This window comes from Klebsiella sp. GFKo11 (assembly GCF_056490265.1).
This window is the reverse complement of the sequence record NZ_CM151369.1, coordinates 2,574,724-2,591,341: the sequence shown is the minus strand read 5'-3', so window position 1 is coordinate 2,591,341 and position 16,618 is coordinate 2,574,724. Positions and strand designations below refer to the sequence as shown.

16 protein-coding genes are annotated in these 16,618 nt (G+C 53.9%); 8 read left to right on the top strand and 8 right to left on the bottom strand.

What is annotated here, in order from left to right:
- The first annotated feature begins 15 nt into the window (after positions 1-15).
- On the top strand, positions 16-1,116 hold the full coding sequence (gene chaA / locus AC07P6_RS12465; protein ID WP_110274192.1) for a sodium-potassium/proton antiporter ChaA: 1,101 nt from the start codon (positions 16-18) through the stop codon (positions 1,114-1,116).
- 86 nt (positions 1,117-1,202) lie between these two features.
- On the opposite strand, the gene kdsA is transcribed toward chaA, so the two are convergent.
- The 6 genes from kdsA to hemA are packed head-to-tail and all read right to left on the bottom strand — an operon-like array spanning position 1,203 to position 6,524.
- The gene (kdsA, locus tag AC07P6_RS12460) at positions 1,203-2,057 is read right to left on the bottom strand and encodes a 3-deoxy-8-phosphooctulonate synthase (RefSeq protein WP_110274193.1); all 855 of its coding nucleotides are present in this window, start codon (positions 2,055-2,057) and stop codon (positions 1,203-1,205) included.
- Between the two features lie 39 nt (positions 2,058-2,096).
- Positions 2,097-2,909 carry an invasion regulator SirB1 gene (gene sirB1, locus AC07P6_RS12455; RefSeq protein WP_112213372.1) on the bottom strand — a complete coding sequence of 271 codons (813 nt, stop codon included), beginning with the start codon at positions 2,907-2,909 and terminating at the stop codon, positions 2,097-2,099.
- A gap of 3 nt (positions 2,910-2,912) precedes the next feature.
- Entirely contained in the window at positions 2,913-3,305 is a 393-nt protein-coding gene (gene sirB2 / locus AC07P6_RS12450) for an invasion regulator SirB2 (RefSeq protein ID WP_182239456.1), read from the bottom strand.
- Positions 3,292-4,143, bottom strand: a complete 852-nt coding sequence (prmC, locus tag AC07P6_RS12445; protein ID WP_478316987.1) for a peptide chain release factor N(5)-glutamine methyltransferase — start codon at positions 4,141-4,143, stop codon at positions 3,292-3,294. Before prmC ends, sirB2 begins: the two co-directional genes overlap by 14 nt.
- The gene (gene prfA, locus AC07P6_RS12440) at positions 4,143-5,225 is read right to left on the bottom strand and encodes a peptide chain release factor 1 (RefSeq protein WP_110274197.1); all 1,083 of its coding nucleotides are present in this window, start codon (positions 5,223-5,225) and stop codon (positions 4,143-4,145) included. Before prfA ends, prmC begins: the two co-directional genes overlap by 1 nt.
- A gap of 42 nt (positions 5,226-5,267) precedes the next feature.
- The gene (hemA, locus tag AC07P6_RS12435) at positions 5,268-6,524 is read right to left on the bottom strand and encodes a glutamyl-tRNA reductase (protein ID WP_304259812.1); all 1,257 of its coding nucleotides are present in this window, start codon (positions 6,522-6,524) and stop codon (positions 5,268-5,270) included.
- 273 nt (positions 6,525-6,797) lie between these two features.
- Between hemA and lolB the strand changes: the two genes are divergently transcribed.
- From lolB to dauA, 4 genes are all read left to right on the top strand, one after another.
- Entirely contained in the window at positions 6,798-7,409 is a 612-nt protein-coding gene (gene lolB / locus AC07P6_RS12430; protein WP_182239462.1) for a lipoprotein insertase outer membrane protein LolB, read from the top strand.
- A complete protein-coding gene (gene ispE, locus AC07P6_RS12425) occupies positions 7,409-8,257 on the top strand; it encodes a 4-(cytidine 5'-diphospho)-2-C-methyl-D-erythritol kinase (protein WP_478316985.1) in 849 nt (282 codons plus the stop codon). Before lolB ends, ispE begins: the two co-directional genes overlap by 1 nt.
- 183 nt (positions 8,258-8,440) lie before the next feature.
- Positions 8,441-9,388 (top strand): ribose-phosphate diphosphokinase, encoded by a 948-nt coding sequence (prs, locus tag AC07P6_RS12420; protein WP_110274385.1) that lies wholly within the window; start codon positions 8,441-8,443, stop codon positions 9,386-9,388.
- A gap of 124 nt (positions 9,389-9,512) precedes the next feature.
- Positions 9,513-11,192 (top strand): C4-dicarboxylic acid transporter DauA, encoded by a 1,680-nt coding sequence (gene dauA, locus AC07P6_RS12415; protein ID WP_478316473.1) that lies wholly within the window; start codon positions 9,513-9,515, stop codon positions 11,190-11,192.
- Here dauA and AC07P6_RS12410 read toward each other — a convergent pair whose 3' ends face one another.
- Together AC07P6_RS12410 and ychH are read right to left on the bottom strand one after the other, a co-directional pair.
- Entirely contained in the window at positions 11,193-12,239 is a 1,047-nt protein-coding gene (locus tag AC07P6_RS12410) for a MerR family transcriptional regulator (protein WP_478316471.1), read from the bottom strand. It lies immediately after the preceding gene.
- 204 nt (positions 12,240-12,443) lie between these two features.
- A complete protein-coding gene (ychH, locus tag AC07P6_RS12405; protein ID WP_478316470.1) occupies positions 12,444-12,719 on the bottom strand; it encodes a stress-induced protein YchH in 276 nt (91 codons plus the stop codon).
- 272 nt (positions 12,720-12,991) lie between these two features.
- Here ychH and pth point away from each other — a divergent pair, with 272 nt between their 5' ends.
- The 3 genes from pth to AC07P6_RS12390 all read left to right on the top strand — a co-directional run bounded on the left by pth (position 12,992) and on the right by AC07P6_RS12390 (position 16,178).
- Entirely contained in the window at positions 12,992-13,576 is a 585-nt protein-coding gene (gene pth / locus AC07P6_RS12400; protein ID WP_478316469.1) for an aminoacyl-tRNA hydrolase, read from the top strand.
- Positions 13,577-13,693: 117 nt separating this feature from the next.
- On the top strand, positions 13,694-14,788 hold the full coding sequence (gene ychF / locus AC07P6_RS12395) for a redox-regulated ATPase YchF (protein WP_110274204.1): 1,095 nt from the start codon (positions 13,694-13,696) through the stop codon (positions 14,786-14,788).
- A 214-nt stretch (positions 14,789-15,002) separates the two neighbouring features.
- Complete coding sequence (locus AC07P6_RS12390; RefSeq protein WP_050881850.1) at positions 15,003-16,178, top strand: tyrosine-type recombinase/integrase; 1,176 nt, start codon at positions 15,003-15,005, stop codon at positions 16,176-16,178.
- Positions 16,179-16,618: the final 440 nt, after the last annotated feature.

Sequence of the window (16,618 nt, the reverse complement as noted above, 5' to 3'; positions counted from 1 at the left end):
ACCTGGAGATAATTCATGACCGAAGCACATGAGGCGGTAAAAACCCGCCACAAGGAGACCACCCTCGCCTTTCCGGTTCTGGCGCTGGCGGTGCTGTTTTTTCTGGGAAGCAGCCAGTCACTGCCAGTGGTCATTGCAATAAATATTCTGGCGCTGGTCGGGATTCTGAGCAGCGCATTTAGCGTAGTACGCCACGCCGACGTTCTGGCGCATCGCCTTGGCGAACCCTATGGCTCGTTAATTTTGAGCCTCTCGGTGGTTATTCTCGAAGTTAGCCTGATTTCCGCATTAATGGCCACCGGCGACGCCGCGCCAACCCTGATGCGTGACACGCTTTATTCGATCATTATGATCGTCACCGGCGGTCTGGTGGGCTTTTCACTACTTCTTGGTGGGCGTAAATTTGCCACCCAATATATGAATCTGTTCGGCATCAAACAGTACTTAATTGCCCTGTTCCCACTGGCAATTATCGTGCTGGTTTTCCCGATGGCGCTACCGGGGGCCAACTTCACCACTGGACAGGCGCTGCTGGTCGCGCTGATATCTGCTGGGATGTATGGTGTATTTCTGCTGATTCAGACCAAAACCCACCAGAGCCTGTTTATTTACGAGCACGAAGATGACAGCGACGACGACGACCCGCATCATGGCAAGCCGTCTGCGCATAGCAGCAAGTGGCATACCGCCTGGCTGCTGGTACATCTGGTTGCGGTTATCGCCGTCACCAAAATGAACGCCAATCCACTGGAGACTCTGCTGACCAGCATGAACGCGCCTGTGGCCTTTACCGGCTTCCTGGTCGCCCTGCTGATCCTCTCCCCGGAAGGCCTTGGTGCGCTAAAAGCGGTACTGAACAACCAGGTTCAGCGGGCGATGAACCTGTTCTTCGGTTCGGTGCTGGCAACGATTTCCCTGACGGTTCCGGTGGTGACGTTAATCGCTATACTCACCGGTAACGATCTACTCTTTGGCCTTGGCGCGCCGGAGATGGTGGTGATGGTCGCCTCGTTGGTGCTATGCCATATTTCCTTCTCTACCGGGCGCACCAATGTACTCAACGGCGCGGCGCACCTGGCGCTATTTGCCGCCTACCTGATGACTATTTTTGCCTGACTCTCCCCCGGCTGCGTAAGCTTGCTGGGGACATAAAAAAGCCTGCCGGTTTTGCAACGGGCAGGCTTTTGTCATATCAGGGGCAATTACTTGCTGGTATCCAGCTCATCAAAGCCTTTGACCAGATCGTCGATGGCTTTCATTTGCTTGAGGAACGGCTCCAGTTTATCCAGCGGCAGCGCGGACGGACCGTCGCATTTCGCGTGTTCAGGATCCGGGTGTGCTTCGATGAACAGACCGGCGATACCCACCGCCATACCGGCACGCGCCAGTTCAGCAACCTGAGCACGACGACCGCCGGAGGCCGCGCCAAACGGGTCGCGACACTGTAGTGCGTGGGTCACATCAAAGATAACCGGTGAGTTGTTGGACGATTTTTTCATCACGCCAAAGCCCAGCATATCGACAACCAGGTTGTCGTAGCCGAAGTTAGCACCGCGATCGCACAAAATAATCTGGTCGTTACCGCCTTCGATAAATTTATCGACGATGTTACCCATCTGGCCCGGGCTCACGAACTGCGGTTTCTTAACGTTAATGACCGCACCGGTTTTCGCCATCGCTTCGACCAGGTCAGTCTGGCGCGCCAGGAACGCTGGCAGCTGGATAACGTCAACCACATCAGCAACCGGCTGCGCCTGGCTGGCTTCGTGAACATCGGTGATGATTTTCACACCAAAAGTCTGTTTCAGCTCCTGGAAAATCTTCATCCCTTCTTCCAGACCCGGCCCGCGATAGGAGTGGATGGAAGAACGGTTAGCTTTATCAAAAGAGGCTTTGAACACATAGGGAATGCCCAGCTTCTGCGTGACGGTCACATAGTGTTCGCAGATACGCATCGCAAGATCGCGGGACTCCAGCACGTTCATCCCACCAAACAGAACGAATGGCAGGTCGTTTGCTACGTTGATATCACCAATGCTAACCACTTTTTGTTTCATAAGTTCGCCTTATCAGGGTGTAACCGGATTGGTTTCAGACTAATGCAATGTAATTTGTTTATGCGAAATGGTGTTGATCTGCGCACGGATCATTTCGCTGATCGGGTCTTCCGGGCACTGCTCCACGAAGTAGTTGAGATCCTGCAATGCCACATGATCGCACTCAAGCTGGGCGTAAATCAGTCCGCGATCGCGAATTTCATACGGGTCTTCTGGATTGAACTGCAAGAGCGCCTCGCTGGTGCCTAACGCCAGTTCCATCTGCCGCTCTTCCATCAGGGCTGATTTCAGAGTATCAAGCAGTTTGTGGATCACTTCCGCGTTATCAGCCTCATCAAGATCCTCATTAAACAGCTCGGCAAGCGGACTAATATTGCCCTTCAGCCAGACCTCCAGAGTGTGCTCGTTCAGGGTTTCGCCATTGAACGGGTTGATAAGCCACATCTCTTCGCTCTCTTCGGGATCGGCGCGAAGCAGCATCTGCGTTGGGAAAATCACCGGTACAACCGGCAGCGACAGACGCTGAGCAATCCACAGCAGGACAGCACCTAACGACACCGCGCTGCCCTGTCGGTTGTTCAGAACCTTATCAATCCACAGGGCGTCGGACAGGCGGTAGACGCCGTGGGATGCGCTGAATCCCCAGTCCTTGTAAAAAAGTTCCAGCAAACGCTCGATCTGGCGTTCCTGATCCCAGGAAGAAGCAATCTCCTCCTGCGCCAGACCTAGCAACCGCTCCAGTTCATCCTGCACATAGTGCGTCGGAAAATCGTCGCGGATTAATTCGGAAATGAGGACCATGCCATCACATAATGGCGCTTTATTAAATTCGAAATCAGCTAACGACCTCATGACTTACCCCAGTAACGGTATTCTTGTGATGGCGAGTTGAATGATGATGAACAACACCACCAGGGCCAACAGAAAGGCGATAAACCGACTCTGCTGGCTGCGCGGGCGACGACGGCCCAACGCGATAAAACCCAATGCGATATAAATGATAACGCCAAACAGCTTTTCAGTCAGCCATGTACCGTCCTCGGTAAACGGCAGATAGTGCGTTATTGCCATTAATCCTGCGCCGCTGAGAAACAGCACGGTATCGCTACAGTGCGGCGCAATGCGTACCCAGCGTTGATTGAGCAGACGATTACCGCTCCAGCTCCACCAGTAGCGCAACACGAACAGGCTGACCGAGACCACCACGCTGGCAATATGCAGATACAGCACGGCGCTAAACAGGTTCATGCGGCCCTCCCGGTATCAGCCCCAACGTCAGACGTTCGTTATCTCCGTAATCGCGGCAGGTGGAGACATCGAGGTACCCGGCCTCGCGAAATAACTCGCGCACCGCTTCACCCTGCGTCCAGCCATGCTCCAGCAGCATAACGCCGCCGGGGACAAGGAAACGACGGCCTTCACGGATAATATGCGCCAAATCGGCAAACCCACTGTCGGCAGCAACCAGCGCCGTTTTTGGCTCAAAGCGCACATCGCCCTGTTCAAGATGCGGGTCGGTTTCGTCGATATAGGGGGGATTGCTGACTATCATGTCGAATTGCTGCCCGGCGAGCGCGCTGAACCAGTTGCTTTGCCGCACGGAGACGTTATCGATAGCGAGATGAGCGACGTTGCGCTCGGCCAGCGCAACCGCATCAGGCATAAAGTCGACGGCTGTCAGCTGGCAGTCCGGGCGTTCGCTGGCTAACGCCAGTGCGATAGCGCCGGTGCCGGTGCCGAGATCGAGGATGCGGCACGGTGCCCCAGGCAATCGCTCCAGGGCCTGCTCAACCAGACATTCGGTGTCCGGGCGCGGAATAAGCGTCGCCGGGGAGACAAACAGCGGCAGCGACCAGAACTCACGCTGGCCGACCAGGTGAGCCACCGGCTCACCCTGCGAGCGACGGCTGAGTAGCGTTTCCAGCTCAGCTAACTGTTGCTCCGTCAGAGTCGTTTCGTCAAACGCGAGAATATAAGTCCGCGCTTTGCCGGTCACGTGGCCGAGCAAGATTTCGGCATCCCGGCGCGGACTTTCGCTTTGGCTCAGGCGGGTTATGGCCTGGGTCAACCACTGCTGAAATGTCATCATTCCTGCTCGGAAAGCGCTGCCAGCTGATCGGCTTGATATTCCTGCACAATCGGCTCAATGAGCATATCAAGTTTTCCTTCCATCACCTCATCCAGACGGTAAAGCGTCAGGTTGATGCGGTGGTCGGTGACGCGCCCCTGCGGATAGTTATAGGTGCGATTACGATCGCTGCGATCGCCGCTGCCCAACAGGTTACGGCGTTCGGAGGCTTCCGCCTGATGGCGTTTAGCCACTTCCGCAGCGCGAATACGCGCGCCCAGCACCGACAAGGCTTTGGCTTTGTTTTTGTGCTGTGAACGTTCGTCCTGGCACTCGACGACAATACCGGTCGGCAAGTGGGTAATACGAATAGCCGAATCGGTGGTGTTAACGTGCTGACCGCCAGCACCCGAAGAGCGGAAGGTATCAATACGCAGATCGCCCGCGTTAATTTCAGGCATTTCGGCTTCCGGCAGCTCCGGCATCACCGCCACGGTACAGGCAGAAGTATGGATACGCCCCTGAGACTCAGTTGCCGGTACGCGTTGAACGCGATGACCGCCAGATTCGAACTTCAGGCGACCATAGACGCCATCGCCGCTGATCTTAGCAATCACTTCTTTAAAACCACCATGTTCGCCTTCGTTAGCGCTCATGATTTCCACACGCCAGCGGCGGGCTTCGGCATAACGGCTGTACATACGGAACAGATCGCCAGCAAACAACGCCGCTTCATCACCGCCGGTACCGGCGCGCACTTCGACAAAAGCGTTACGTTCGTCATCCGGATCTTTTGGCAGCAGCAGAACCTGCAGCTGCTGTTCCATCTGCTCGCCTTTTTCTTTCGCTTCACGCAGCTCTTCCTGCGCCATTTCGCGCATTTCCGGGTCGTCGAGCATCATCTGCGCAGTTTCAATATCATCCTGCAGCTGACGCCAGTCGGTATAGCAACGAGCCACGTCGCTCAGCTGTGCGTACTCTCGCGATAATGCGCGAAATTTATCTTGATCGGCGATGGTCGCAGCGTCGCCGAGTAGCGCCTGAACTTCCTCGTGGCGCTCGTAAAGAGCTTCCAGTTTGGCAACAATAGAAGGCTTCATAGGCGTGAAATCACCCTGTCCTAAAAAAGAGAGAAAGGTGCGCTATTCCAGCCCGAGGCTGTTGCGCAGAATATGCAGGCGTTCATCATCCCCGTCACGGGCAGCCTGCTGAAGAGATTTGGTTGGCGAGTGGATCAGGCGGTTAGTCAACTTACGCGCCAGGTCCTGCATGATTTCCTGCGCATCGCCGCCCTGGCTCAGCGCAGCAAGCGCCTTCGCCGTCAGCTCGTCGCGGACCAGCTCAGCCTGGGAACGATATTCGCGGATAGTCTCGCTGGCGCTCTGGGCACGCAGCCAGGCCATAAATTCGCTGGTTTCCTGCTCGACAATGGTTTCAGCCTGCACCGCCGCGGCTTTTCGCTGCGCCAGATTATGCTGAATGATGTTTTGTAGATCGTCCACGCTATAGAGATAGGCGTTCGCCAGCTTGCCAACTTCGGGTTCAACATCACGTGGTACCGCGATATCTACCAGCAGCATCGGCTGATTGCGGCGCGCCTTCAACGCGCGCTCCACCATCCCTTTGCCGATAATGGGCAGCGGGCTGGCGGTAGAGCTAATAATAATGTCGGCTTCTTTCAAACGTTCGTCGATATCACTCAGGGAGATGACCTCTGCGCCGACTTCTTCGGCCAGCGCCTGAGCACGCTCACGGGTACGATTGGCAATCACCATCTTGCGCACCTTGTGCTCACGCAAATGGCGGGCCACCAATTCGATGGTTTCCCCGGCGCCAACCAGCAGCACCGTGACGCTTGACAGTGATTCAAAGATTTGACGCGCCAGAGTACAGGCAGCAAACGCGACGGAGACCGCGCTGGCACCGATATCGGTTTCGGTACGCACGCGTTTGGCCACCGAGAACGACTTCTGGAACATGCGCTCCAGTTCGCTGACGTTCAGATGCCCGCGGCTGGAATCGGCAAAGGCTTTTTTCACTTGTCCGAGGATCTGTGGTTCGCCAAGCACCAGCGAGTCCAGCCCGCTGGCAACGCGCATCAAATGGCTGACCGCATCGTTATCCTGGTGCCAATAGAGGCTTTTACGCAGTTCGTCTTCATTCAGGCCGTGATAGTCACACAGCCAACGAATCAGGACTTCCTGAAGGTTATCCTGCTCTTCAACGCTGAGGTAAAGTTCCGTACGGTTGCAGGTCGACAGCACCACCCCGCCCTGCACCATTGGCTGAGCCAGCAAGCTCTCCAGCGCCTGGTCGAGCGTATCCGGCGAAAACGTTACGCGTTCTCGCAGCGCTACCGGGGCTGTTTTGTGATTAATGCCAAGAGCTAAAAGGGTCATTGTGAGGGAGTAGTACCAGCGTTGCTAAGGTTAGTCTGGGGGCATCATACAGGATGCGCGTAATCAATAAAAGAGAGCCTCCCCTTTTGGAGTAATAGCTAATCAGTAATAGCCATTAACGGTAATTTTTTGATTTCAGACAACTTGAACGTAGACGCTACCGCCCGGCGACGCTAGCATTAAAGGTTATTATTGTAACCCGCTACACAAATCGGCCGCGACTTTATCCCATTCGCCGTATTTCACTGTAGACATCAAGGATTTGTCATCATTATGAATCGACTGTTCCGCCTGTTGCCGCTGGCAAGCCTCGTTCTGACCGCCTGTACGATTAACGCTCCGCAAGGACCAGGTAAAAGCCCTGACGCTCCGCAGTGGCGTCAGCACCAGCAAGATGTCCGCAATCTCAATCAGTTCCAGACGCGCGGCGCTTTTGCTTACCTCTCAGATGAACAAAAAGTGTATGCCCGCTTCTTCTGGCAGCAGACTGGCCAGGACCGCTATCGTCTGCTGCTGACTAACCCGCTCGGCAGCACAGAACTGTCGTTGACCGCGCAGCCGGGCAGCGTGCAGATGATCGACAATAAAGGACAGACCTACACTGCGACCGATGCAGAAGAGATGATTGGCCGCCTGACCGGGATGCCGATTCCGCTCAACAGCCTGCGCCAGTGGATTATCGGCCTGCCGGGTGAGGCGACCGATTACGCTCTTGATGACCAGTACCGTCTACGCGAGCTGAACTACACGCAAAATGGCAAGACCTGGCATGTCACCTATAGCGGCTACACCACTGATACGAAACCCTCACTTCCGGCCAATATGGAACTCAACAACGGCAGTCAGCGCATCAAGCTGAAAATGGATAACTGGATTGTGAAATGATGACCCGCTGGCCCTCTCCTGCGAAGCTGAATCTGTTTTTGTACATTACCGGACAGCGCGCCGATGGTTATCACACGCTGCAGACGCTGTTTCAGTTCCTTGATTATGGCGACACGTTGACCATCGAACCGCGTGATGATGGTGAACTGCGCCTGCTGACGCCGGTGGACGGCGTGCCGGATGATGAGAACCTGATTATCCGCGCGGCAAGGTTATTAATGCAGGCAGCCTCTGAGCGCGGGACCCTGCCCGCAGGCAGCGGCGCCGACATCAGCATCGATAAGATTCTCCCCATGGGCGGCGGTCTCGGCGGCGGCTCCTCCAATGCCGCCACCGTGCTGGTGGCGCTTAATCATCTATGGGGCTGCCATCTTTCAGAAGATGAACTGGCCGCTTTAGGTTTGCAGCTAGGTGCTGACGTGCCGGTGTTCGTTCGCGGTCATGCGGCTTTTGCCGAAGGCGTGGGTGAAATCCTGACGCCGGTAGAGCCAGAAGAAAAGTGGTATCTGGTCGCCCATCCTGGGGTCAGTATTCCAACACCGATCATTTTTCGCGATCCGGAACTTCCTCGTGATACCCCGAGCAGGTCAATTAATACGTTATTAAAATGTAAATTCGGCAATGATTGCGAGGTTATCGCAAGAAAACGTTTTCGCGAGGTTGATGCGGCGCTTTCCTGGCTGCTAGAATATGCGCCGTCGCGCCTGACTGGTACCGGTGCATGTGTGTTTGCTGAATTTGACACTGAATCCGCCGCTCGTCAGGTGCTTAAAAAAGCCCCGGCATGGCTGCATGGCTTTGTAGCGCGAGGTGTTAACATCTCTCCGCTCAAGCAATCGCTGCTCTAAGTCCTGCTGAATTTAGCAAAAAACGGCGAGCACGCCGGGGATACTGAGTTACGGTGACAACGTCACCCTGTTCCAGACGTTGCATTGAGCTCTTTAAATACACCGCCTGGATGAAATCGTGCCGACCCGCACAGTTCTTGGCCCGTTTCATCCACCACTGGACGCATGCCTGAGGTTCTTCTCGTGCCTGATATGAAGCTTTTTGCTGGTAACGCTACCCCGGAACTAGCACAACGTATTGCCAACCGCCTGTACACTTCTCTTGGCGACGCCGCTGTAGGTCGTTTTAGCGACGGCGAAGTCAGCGTACAAATCAATGAAAACGTACGCGGTGGTGATATTTTCATCATCCAGTCCACTTGTGCTCCCACCAATGACAACCTGATGGAATTGGTTGTTATGGTTGATGCTCTGCGTCGTGCTTCGGCAGGTCGTATCACCGCTGTTATCCCTTACTTCGGTTATGCTCGCCAGGACCGTCGTGTTCGTTCTGCTCGCGTACCTATCACCGCAAAAGTGGTTGCCGACTTCCTGTCCAGCGTTGGCGTCGACCGTGTCCTGACCGTTGATCTGCATGCAGAACAAATTCAGGGCTTCTTTGATGTTCCGGTTGATAACGTATTCGGCAGCCCAATCCTGCTGGAAGACATGTTGCAGCTGAATCTGGATAACCCGATTGTGGTTTCTCCTGACATCGGCGGCGTCGTTCGTGCTCGTGCTATTGCCAAGCTGCTGCACGATACCGACATGGCTATTATCGACAAACGTCGCCCGCGCGCTAACGTCTCTCAGGTGATGCACATCATCGGTGACGTCGCTGGTCGTGACTGCGTGATGGTTGACGATATGATTGATACCGGCGGTACCCTGTGTAAAGCAGCAGAAGCACTGAAAGAACGTGGCGCTAAACGCGTATTCGCTTACGCAACGCACCCGATCTTCTCAGGTAATGCTATCCAGAATATCCAAAACTCTGTGATTGACGAATTCGTCGTCTGCGATACCATTCCACTGGCACCAGAAATCAAAGCGCTGGCAAAAGTTCGTACCCTGACGCTGTCTGGTATGCTGGCCGAAGCGATTCGTCGTATCAGCAACGAAGAATCCATCTCTGCCATGTTCGAACACTAATCGAGCCCGGCATAAAAACCCGCTGCGGCGGGTTTTTTTGTCTCTGAACCTAATTTGTATGATTAATGCCTCCTTCACCTGCCATTCAGTTGACAGATGATGCGCTCATGGATGAAACATTATTGTGAATAGATTATTTTCCTCACATGTGATGCCTTTCCGCGCCCTCATCGACGCTTGCTGGAAAGAAAAATATACCGCATCGCGATTTACCCGCGATGTCATTGCCGGGATTACCGTCGGGATCATCGCCATTCCGCTGGCGATGGCGCTGGCAATAGGCAGCGGCGTAGCGCCACAGTACGGACTTTATACGTCAGCCGTCGCAGGGATTATCATCGCGCTATCCGGTGGCTCGCGCTTTAGCGTCTCAGGGCCAACCGCCGCCTTCGTGGTCATTTTGTACCCGGTTTCGCAGCAGTTTGGCCTTGCGGGGCTGTTGGTGGCGACGTTAATGTCGGGGGTGTTTTTAATTCTTTTCGGCCTGGCACGCTTTGGTCGCCTGATTGAGTACATCCCGCTGTCGGTCACGCTCGGTTTTACCTCCGGGATTGGTATCACCATTGGTACCATGCAGATTAAAGATTTTCTCGGCCTGCAGATGGCCCACGTGCCTGAACATTATTTGCAGAAAGTCGGCGCACTGTTTATGGCCCTGCCGACGATTAACCTCGGTGATGCGGCGATTGGCGTGGTCACGCTAGGGATCTTAATTTTCTGGCCGCGCCTCGGGATCCGCCTTCCTGGCCACCTTCCAGCTCTATTGGCAGGCTGTGCGGTGATGGGCGTAGTCAACCTGGTTGGCGGCCACGTCGCCACTATCGGCTCTCAGTTCCACTATATTCTCGCCGACGGCAGCCAGGGCAACGGTATTCCGCAACTGCTGCCGCAGTTGGTTCTGCCGTGGGATATGCCCGGTTCGGACTTTACGCTCAGTTGGGCCTCGCTGCAGGCACTGCTCCCGGCGGCGTTTTCGATGGCTATGCTGGGGGCGATTGAATCGCTGCTCTGCGCCGTGGTACTGGATGGCATGACCGGCACCAAACATAAAGCCAATAGCGAACTGATTGGCCAGGGCCTTGGCAACATCGTTGCACCGTTCTTCGGCGGTATTACCGCCACTGCCGCCATTGCTCGTTCAGCAGCAAACGTCCGTGCTGGCGCAACCTCACCGGTTTCCGCCGTGATCCACGCCCTGCTGGTGATCATGGCGCTACTGGTCCTCGCGCCGCTGCTTTCCTGGCTGCCGCTTTCCGCGATGGCGGCGCTGCTGCTGATGGTGGCATGGAATATGAGCGAGGCGCATAAGGTTGTGAACTTACTGCGTCACGGCCCGAAAGACGACATTATCGTGCTGCTGATGTGTATGTCGCTGACCGTGCTGTTTGATATGGTTATCGCCATCAGCGTGGGTATCGTGCTGGCCTCACTGCTGTTTATGCGCCGGATTGCGCGCATGACTCGCCTCGCGCCGGTCAACGTTGAAGTGCCTGACGATGTGTTGGTGCTACGCGTGATAGGGCCACTGTTCTTCGCTGCCGCTGAGGGGCTGTTTACCGATCTGGAAACGCGGGTTGAAGGTAAACGTATCGTTGTGCTGAAGTGGGATGCGGTGCCGGTGCTGGATGCCGGTGGGCTTGATGCCTTCCAGCGCTTTGTCAGTAAGCTGCCGGAAGGCTGTGAGCTGCGCGTCTCTAACCTCGAGTTTCAACCGCTGCGCACTTTGGCGCGCGCAGGCGTTAAACCGATTGCGGGTCGCCTGAGCTTTTACCCGGATCGTAACGCCGCGCTGGCGGACATTTAATTAGCTGGCGGCAGGCCCCTGTGCCTGCCGCATCATCACCCCTATAGCCTGCTGAAGCCAGGCAAGCACCTCCGGGGTCATCCACGTTCCCTTCATCAAATGCGGCTCCTGCTCCATCGCGTAGCGAAACTTCTGCTGAGTTTGCGGGTTATCTCCGGCGTAAGATTGAAACAACGCCAGCCAGCGTTGTGCAAGCTGTTGTCCTTGCGATGAAGCCGGTGTCAGCTGTTCACGACACGCATAATGCAGTTCCGCCACTAACGCCGGCCATTCCATCAGCCGATCGAAATAGTGCTGCCGGGTGAACGCCAGCTCCTCGGCGTTCAGATAGCGCGCCCAGATCTCCAGTTTACTTTCCGCAAAAGCGTGAGTGATAAAGTCAATAATCTGCGGGGTAACGCCGGTTTGTTCGCACATCTGTGGTTCGGCGGCAAGCATTTCATTCAGCCGGGTCAAAAATTCAGGTCGTCCAGCGGTATCCTGCTCTAACTGTTCCATCCAGCGGGTCGCCAGACTCATCGCCTGAGGGGCATCTGCCGGGCATTGCTTGCGCATTAATCCCTGAACTTCATTAACCAGCGCCCGCCAGGCTTGATTACGTTGCTCATCCTGCTCCGCGAACGGCAGCACCTGTAGTTCCTGTTGACTAAACCAGCGATCGTACATTTTCATTAGCTCCAGCATCTGTAGCCAGGACTCCAGATCGGGGTCACTTCCCCCGTCTAACTCATCGCGCAGCAGCGCCAGCCGTTCGCGTAGCGTTGAGATGGTTTGTAGCTGCCGATCAAGAGTGGTTATCTGCTTGGCCAGCAGGTCAGACAGCGAGAAAGCATCCCTGGCGAGATAGTCCTTAATAGTGGCGAGTTCCAGCCCGGCCTGAGCCAACACCTTGATCGTATGCAGCCGCTGAACGGCCGCCAGATTGTATAGCCGGTAACCCGCCGCGCTTCTGGCCGAAGGGGTCAGCAATCCTGTTTGTTCATAGTGATGTAGCGTGCGAACGGTTATTCCGGCACGCTTCGCCAGTTCTCCCACCTGAATTAACATGACTGCTCCTTTCGTTTACCAGTGACGCCACACTGCTGTCTGACGTTACGTCAGGGTCAAGTGCTAAGTATACGAATTTGGATCGCGCCGTAATATTCGAAAAGGGTAACGAAAGGGAAATTTAGACGACAATAGAGGGATAGCCTGCCCAGGCTATGATAGAACGCACCAGCCGTACTGAACGGCTGGTGGAATGGAATTCACTCAGCTGTGGCGATGCTGATCGCGGTGGCAGCGTTTGTCGTAATGACGAACCCACCAGTATCTGTCGCTGACCTGTTCATGGCCGCCGATACGCGCACCTGCCAGCCACAGAACCGCGCCGACAAAAATGCTTAAGATTGCGCCATGCGCAAAAAACTGCGGCAGGTCAAGCTGCGGAAGCTGGTTTAGAATAGAGTAACCAACGCCGACAACCATGACGACCAACCCCAACCCCATCAGCACATTACCGAGTAACGAAGCGTTTCTGCGTTTCATATGTCACCTCCGGAACCTTGGGTTGCATGGGAATATCCCCAAATCTTGTAGGTATAGTATAGACAATGACCAATAAAGCGATTGCGTGGACGATCACATAAGCGAACATCAAACCAACAAAAGTTTACAAATAACCTACTGAACTACATCAAATTCTAATTGTTCAAACCCGAAACCATCATGACATGCAGCGTTTCGCTGGCAGAATTTTGTCAACCGCGCGCGCAGACAGTACACTACGCGCCAGAGAACGACCCACTCAGGATAGAAAAGTGACCATAAAATTGATTGTCGGCCTGGCCAATCCCGGCGCTGAATACGCCGCGACCCGACATAACGCCGGTGCCTGGTATGTAGATTTATTAGCTGAGCGCAACCGCGCACCGCTGCGCGAAGAGAGCAAATTCTTCGGCTACACCTCACGGATTAACCTTGCTGGTGAAGATGTTCGTCTGCTGGTACCCACCACCTTTATGAATCTTAGCGGTAAAGCCGTATCGGCTATGGCAACCTTCTTTCGCATCAATCCAGATGAAATTCTGGTGGCCCATGATGAGCTCGACCTGCCGCCCGGCGTAGCTAAATTCAAACTTGGCGGCGGCCATGGCGGCCATAATGGCCTGAAAGACATCATCAACAAACTGGGTAATAACCCGAACTTTCACCGCTTACGTGTGGGAATCGGTCATCCGGGCGATAAAAATAAAGTTATCGGTTTTGTTTTGGGGAAACCGCCCGTTAGCGAACAGAAACTCATTGATGAAGCTGTTGACGAAGCGGTGCGTTGTACCGAAGTTTGGCTGAAAGAGGGTCTCACCAAAGCAACCAACCGATTACACGCTTTTAAAGCGCAATAACCGGTCGACGTGCGGAATTTTTGCCGCGCACGGTGTATAATAGGCAAAGCTATTTACTTTTCTACAATCTGCTCACTGTAACAGGTTGATTATCCAAAGATTAAGGTGATTTAAATCATGGGATTCAAATGCGGTATCGTCGGTTTGCCCAACGTCGGCAAATCCACCCTGTTCAATGCGCTCACCAAAGCGGGTATTGAAGCGGCCAACTTCCCCTTCTGTACCATCGAGCCGAACACCGGTGTCGTTCCGATGCCCGATCCGCGTCTGGACAAACTGGCTGAAATCGTCAAACCGCAGCGTATTCTGCCAACCACCATGGAATTCGTCGATATCGCAGGTCTGGTAAAAGGCGCGTCTAAAGGCGAAGGTCTGGGTAACCAGTTTCTGACCAACATTCGTGAAACCGAAGCTATCGGTCACGTGGTGCGCTGCTTTGAAAACGACAACATTATCCACGTTAACAATAAAGTGGATCCGGCTGACGATATCGAAGTTATTAACACCGAACTGGCGCTGTCCGATCTGGACACCTGTGAGCGCGCCCTGCACCGCGTACAGAAAAAGGCCAAAGGCGGCGATAAAGACGCTAAAGCTGAACAGGCGGCTCTGGAAAAATGCCTGCCGCAGCTGGAAAACGCCGGTATGCTGCGTGCGCTGAAAAACCTGACCGAAGAAGACAAAGCAGCGATTAAATACCTGAGCTTCCTGACCCTGAAGCCAACCATGTATATCGCTAACGTCAACGAAGACGGTTTTGAGAATAACCCGTACCTCGATAAAGTGCGCGAAATCGCGGCTGCGGAAGGTTCTGTCGTGGTTGCCGTTTGCGCTGCTGTTGAATCCGATATCGCTGAACTCGACGATGCCGATCGCGAGGAGTTCATGGCTGAACTGGGAATTGAAGAACCGGGTCTGAACCGCGTTATCCGCGCTGGTTACGAACTGTTGAACCTGCAAACCTACTTCACCGCTGGCGTGAAAGAAGTTCGTGCGTGGACCATCCCAGTCGGTGCAACCGCACCGCAGGCGGCAGGTAAAATCCACACCGACTTCGAGAAAGGCTTTATCCGCGCCCAAACCATCGCCTTTGAAGACTTTATTACCTATAAAGGTGAGCAAGGTGCTAAAGAAGCCGGGAAAATGCGTGCTGAAGGTAAAGATTATATTGTGAAAGATGGCGATATCATGAACTTCCTGTTCAACGTCTAAGTAATTTCTGTTGTCTCATGGGATCTCAATGCTTCCCATGAAGACCGACAAATCATCTAAAATCCACGCAGTTGCGTGGATTTTTCTTTTCATGACGTCTCATGTAATCTCACTACAGCGCAGCTGAAAATGAGTACAAGCATGAGTACAATCAGTTTCCATCTTCGTTTTAGGTGAGTACAATAGCGGTATAGGAAATAGACAAGGACTCGCTATGCTCACTGATACGCAATGCCGCACTGCCAAGCCGAAAGAAAAACTCTATCGACTCAATGACTTCAACGGTCTCTACCTCGAAGTGAAACCCAACGGCAAAAAGGCATGGCGCTATCGGTTTAAACTCAACGGCAAATCCAGCATGTTTGCGTTGGGTGAGTATCCAGCAGTCAAGCTCGCCGAGGCGCGGGAGAAATGCGAGCAAGCACGTAAGCAAGTAGCAGAGGGAGTAAACCCGGCACAAGCTAGGCAGCTAGATAAAATACGCAAGGTCAACGATGCCTCCAACACCTTTGAACTTATCGCCAAAGAGTGGTTGCAGATGAAAGACTGGGCCGACATCACCAAAACGCGCCGCCTTGATATGCTTGAGCGTGTAGTTTTCCCCACCATCGGCAAACTTCCTATCAGGGAAATCACCCCGCACCACATTCTTAAAATTCTTCAGGAAACGGCTAAGCGCGGCGCACCGACAGTTGCCGCTGAAGCACGACGCACTATTTCATCGGTTTTTGAGCTGGCGGTCGCGACGCTCAGAGCTGATAGCGATCCTGTCTGGCCGGTGCGTAAGGCGATTCCGGCAAATAAAACGCAGCACAAACAGGCCTTGATCCCAGAGCAAATCGGGAAGCTATTAAGCTGTTTTGACAACAGTCGTGGCTCATACCAAGTTAACTATTGCATGTGGCTAATGTGGTGGACGCTGGCGCGGCCTGCCGAAGTTACCGAAGCGGAATGGGCAGAGTTCGATCTCGATAACGCACTGTGGACAATTCCGGCAACGCGAATGAAGGCCCGCAGAGAACACGTTATTCCCCTTCCCTCACAAGCGGTCAACATGCTCAGAACACTACAGGGATTAACCGGGCATCGAAAGCATATCTTCCCGGGGCGAGATAACCCGCGTGGCCCGATGACATCGCACTCACTGCGCCAGCTACTGAAAAGCCTCGGCTGGAGTGGCACTTATAGCCCACATGCCACCAGAACCACAGGTAGTACGCATTTAAACGAGATGGGCTATCGTCCTGATGCAATTGAGGCTCAGCTTGCGCACGCTGATACCAATAATGTGCGCCGAACGTATAATCATGCAATCTATCTTGAAGAACGAAAAATTATGATGCAAGAATGGGCGGATAAACTGGGCGTGTGGATGACAGAATTCAATTAGAACTTATTAAGCCTAAGGAACCACGACGATACAACTCCAAGCCGAGCATCTCTCAAGGTCCACGTTGTGCTGTAAACAATCATCCAGTTGTACCGATGGAAAACCACAGTTCACGTAGGGGCTGATTGCCTTTGCCCTGAAAAAGTATGAGTATGCTCACGTCTATGCGGATAGATAATTGCCCAGATTATCTGGTCGATCCTTCGGCATGAAACTGAATATCAGCCCGCGTTAAGTTAAGGCTTACCTATGAAAGTTGCAGCGTACTGAATAATGGTAACAGGTTGCACCTGCACAGTCGGAACCTGATTTTTATAATGATCCTTGAGACCGTCCAAGTGTTGAGGCGACTGTGTGCGGATATCCCATTTGGGCACAGGTATATACCTGATGCCGGATAGATGTTAGCAACAACCTAAACCTGATTCAGTGCTTGCAAA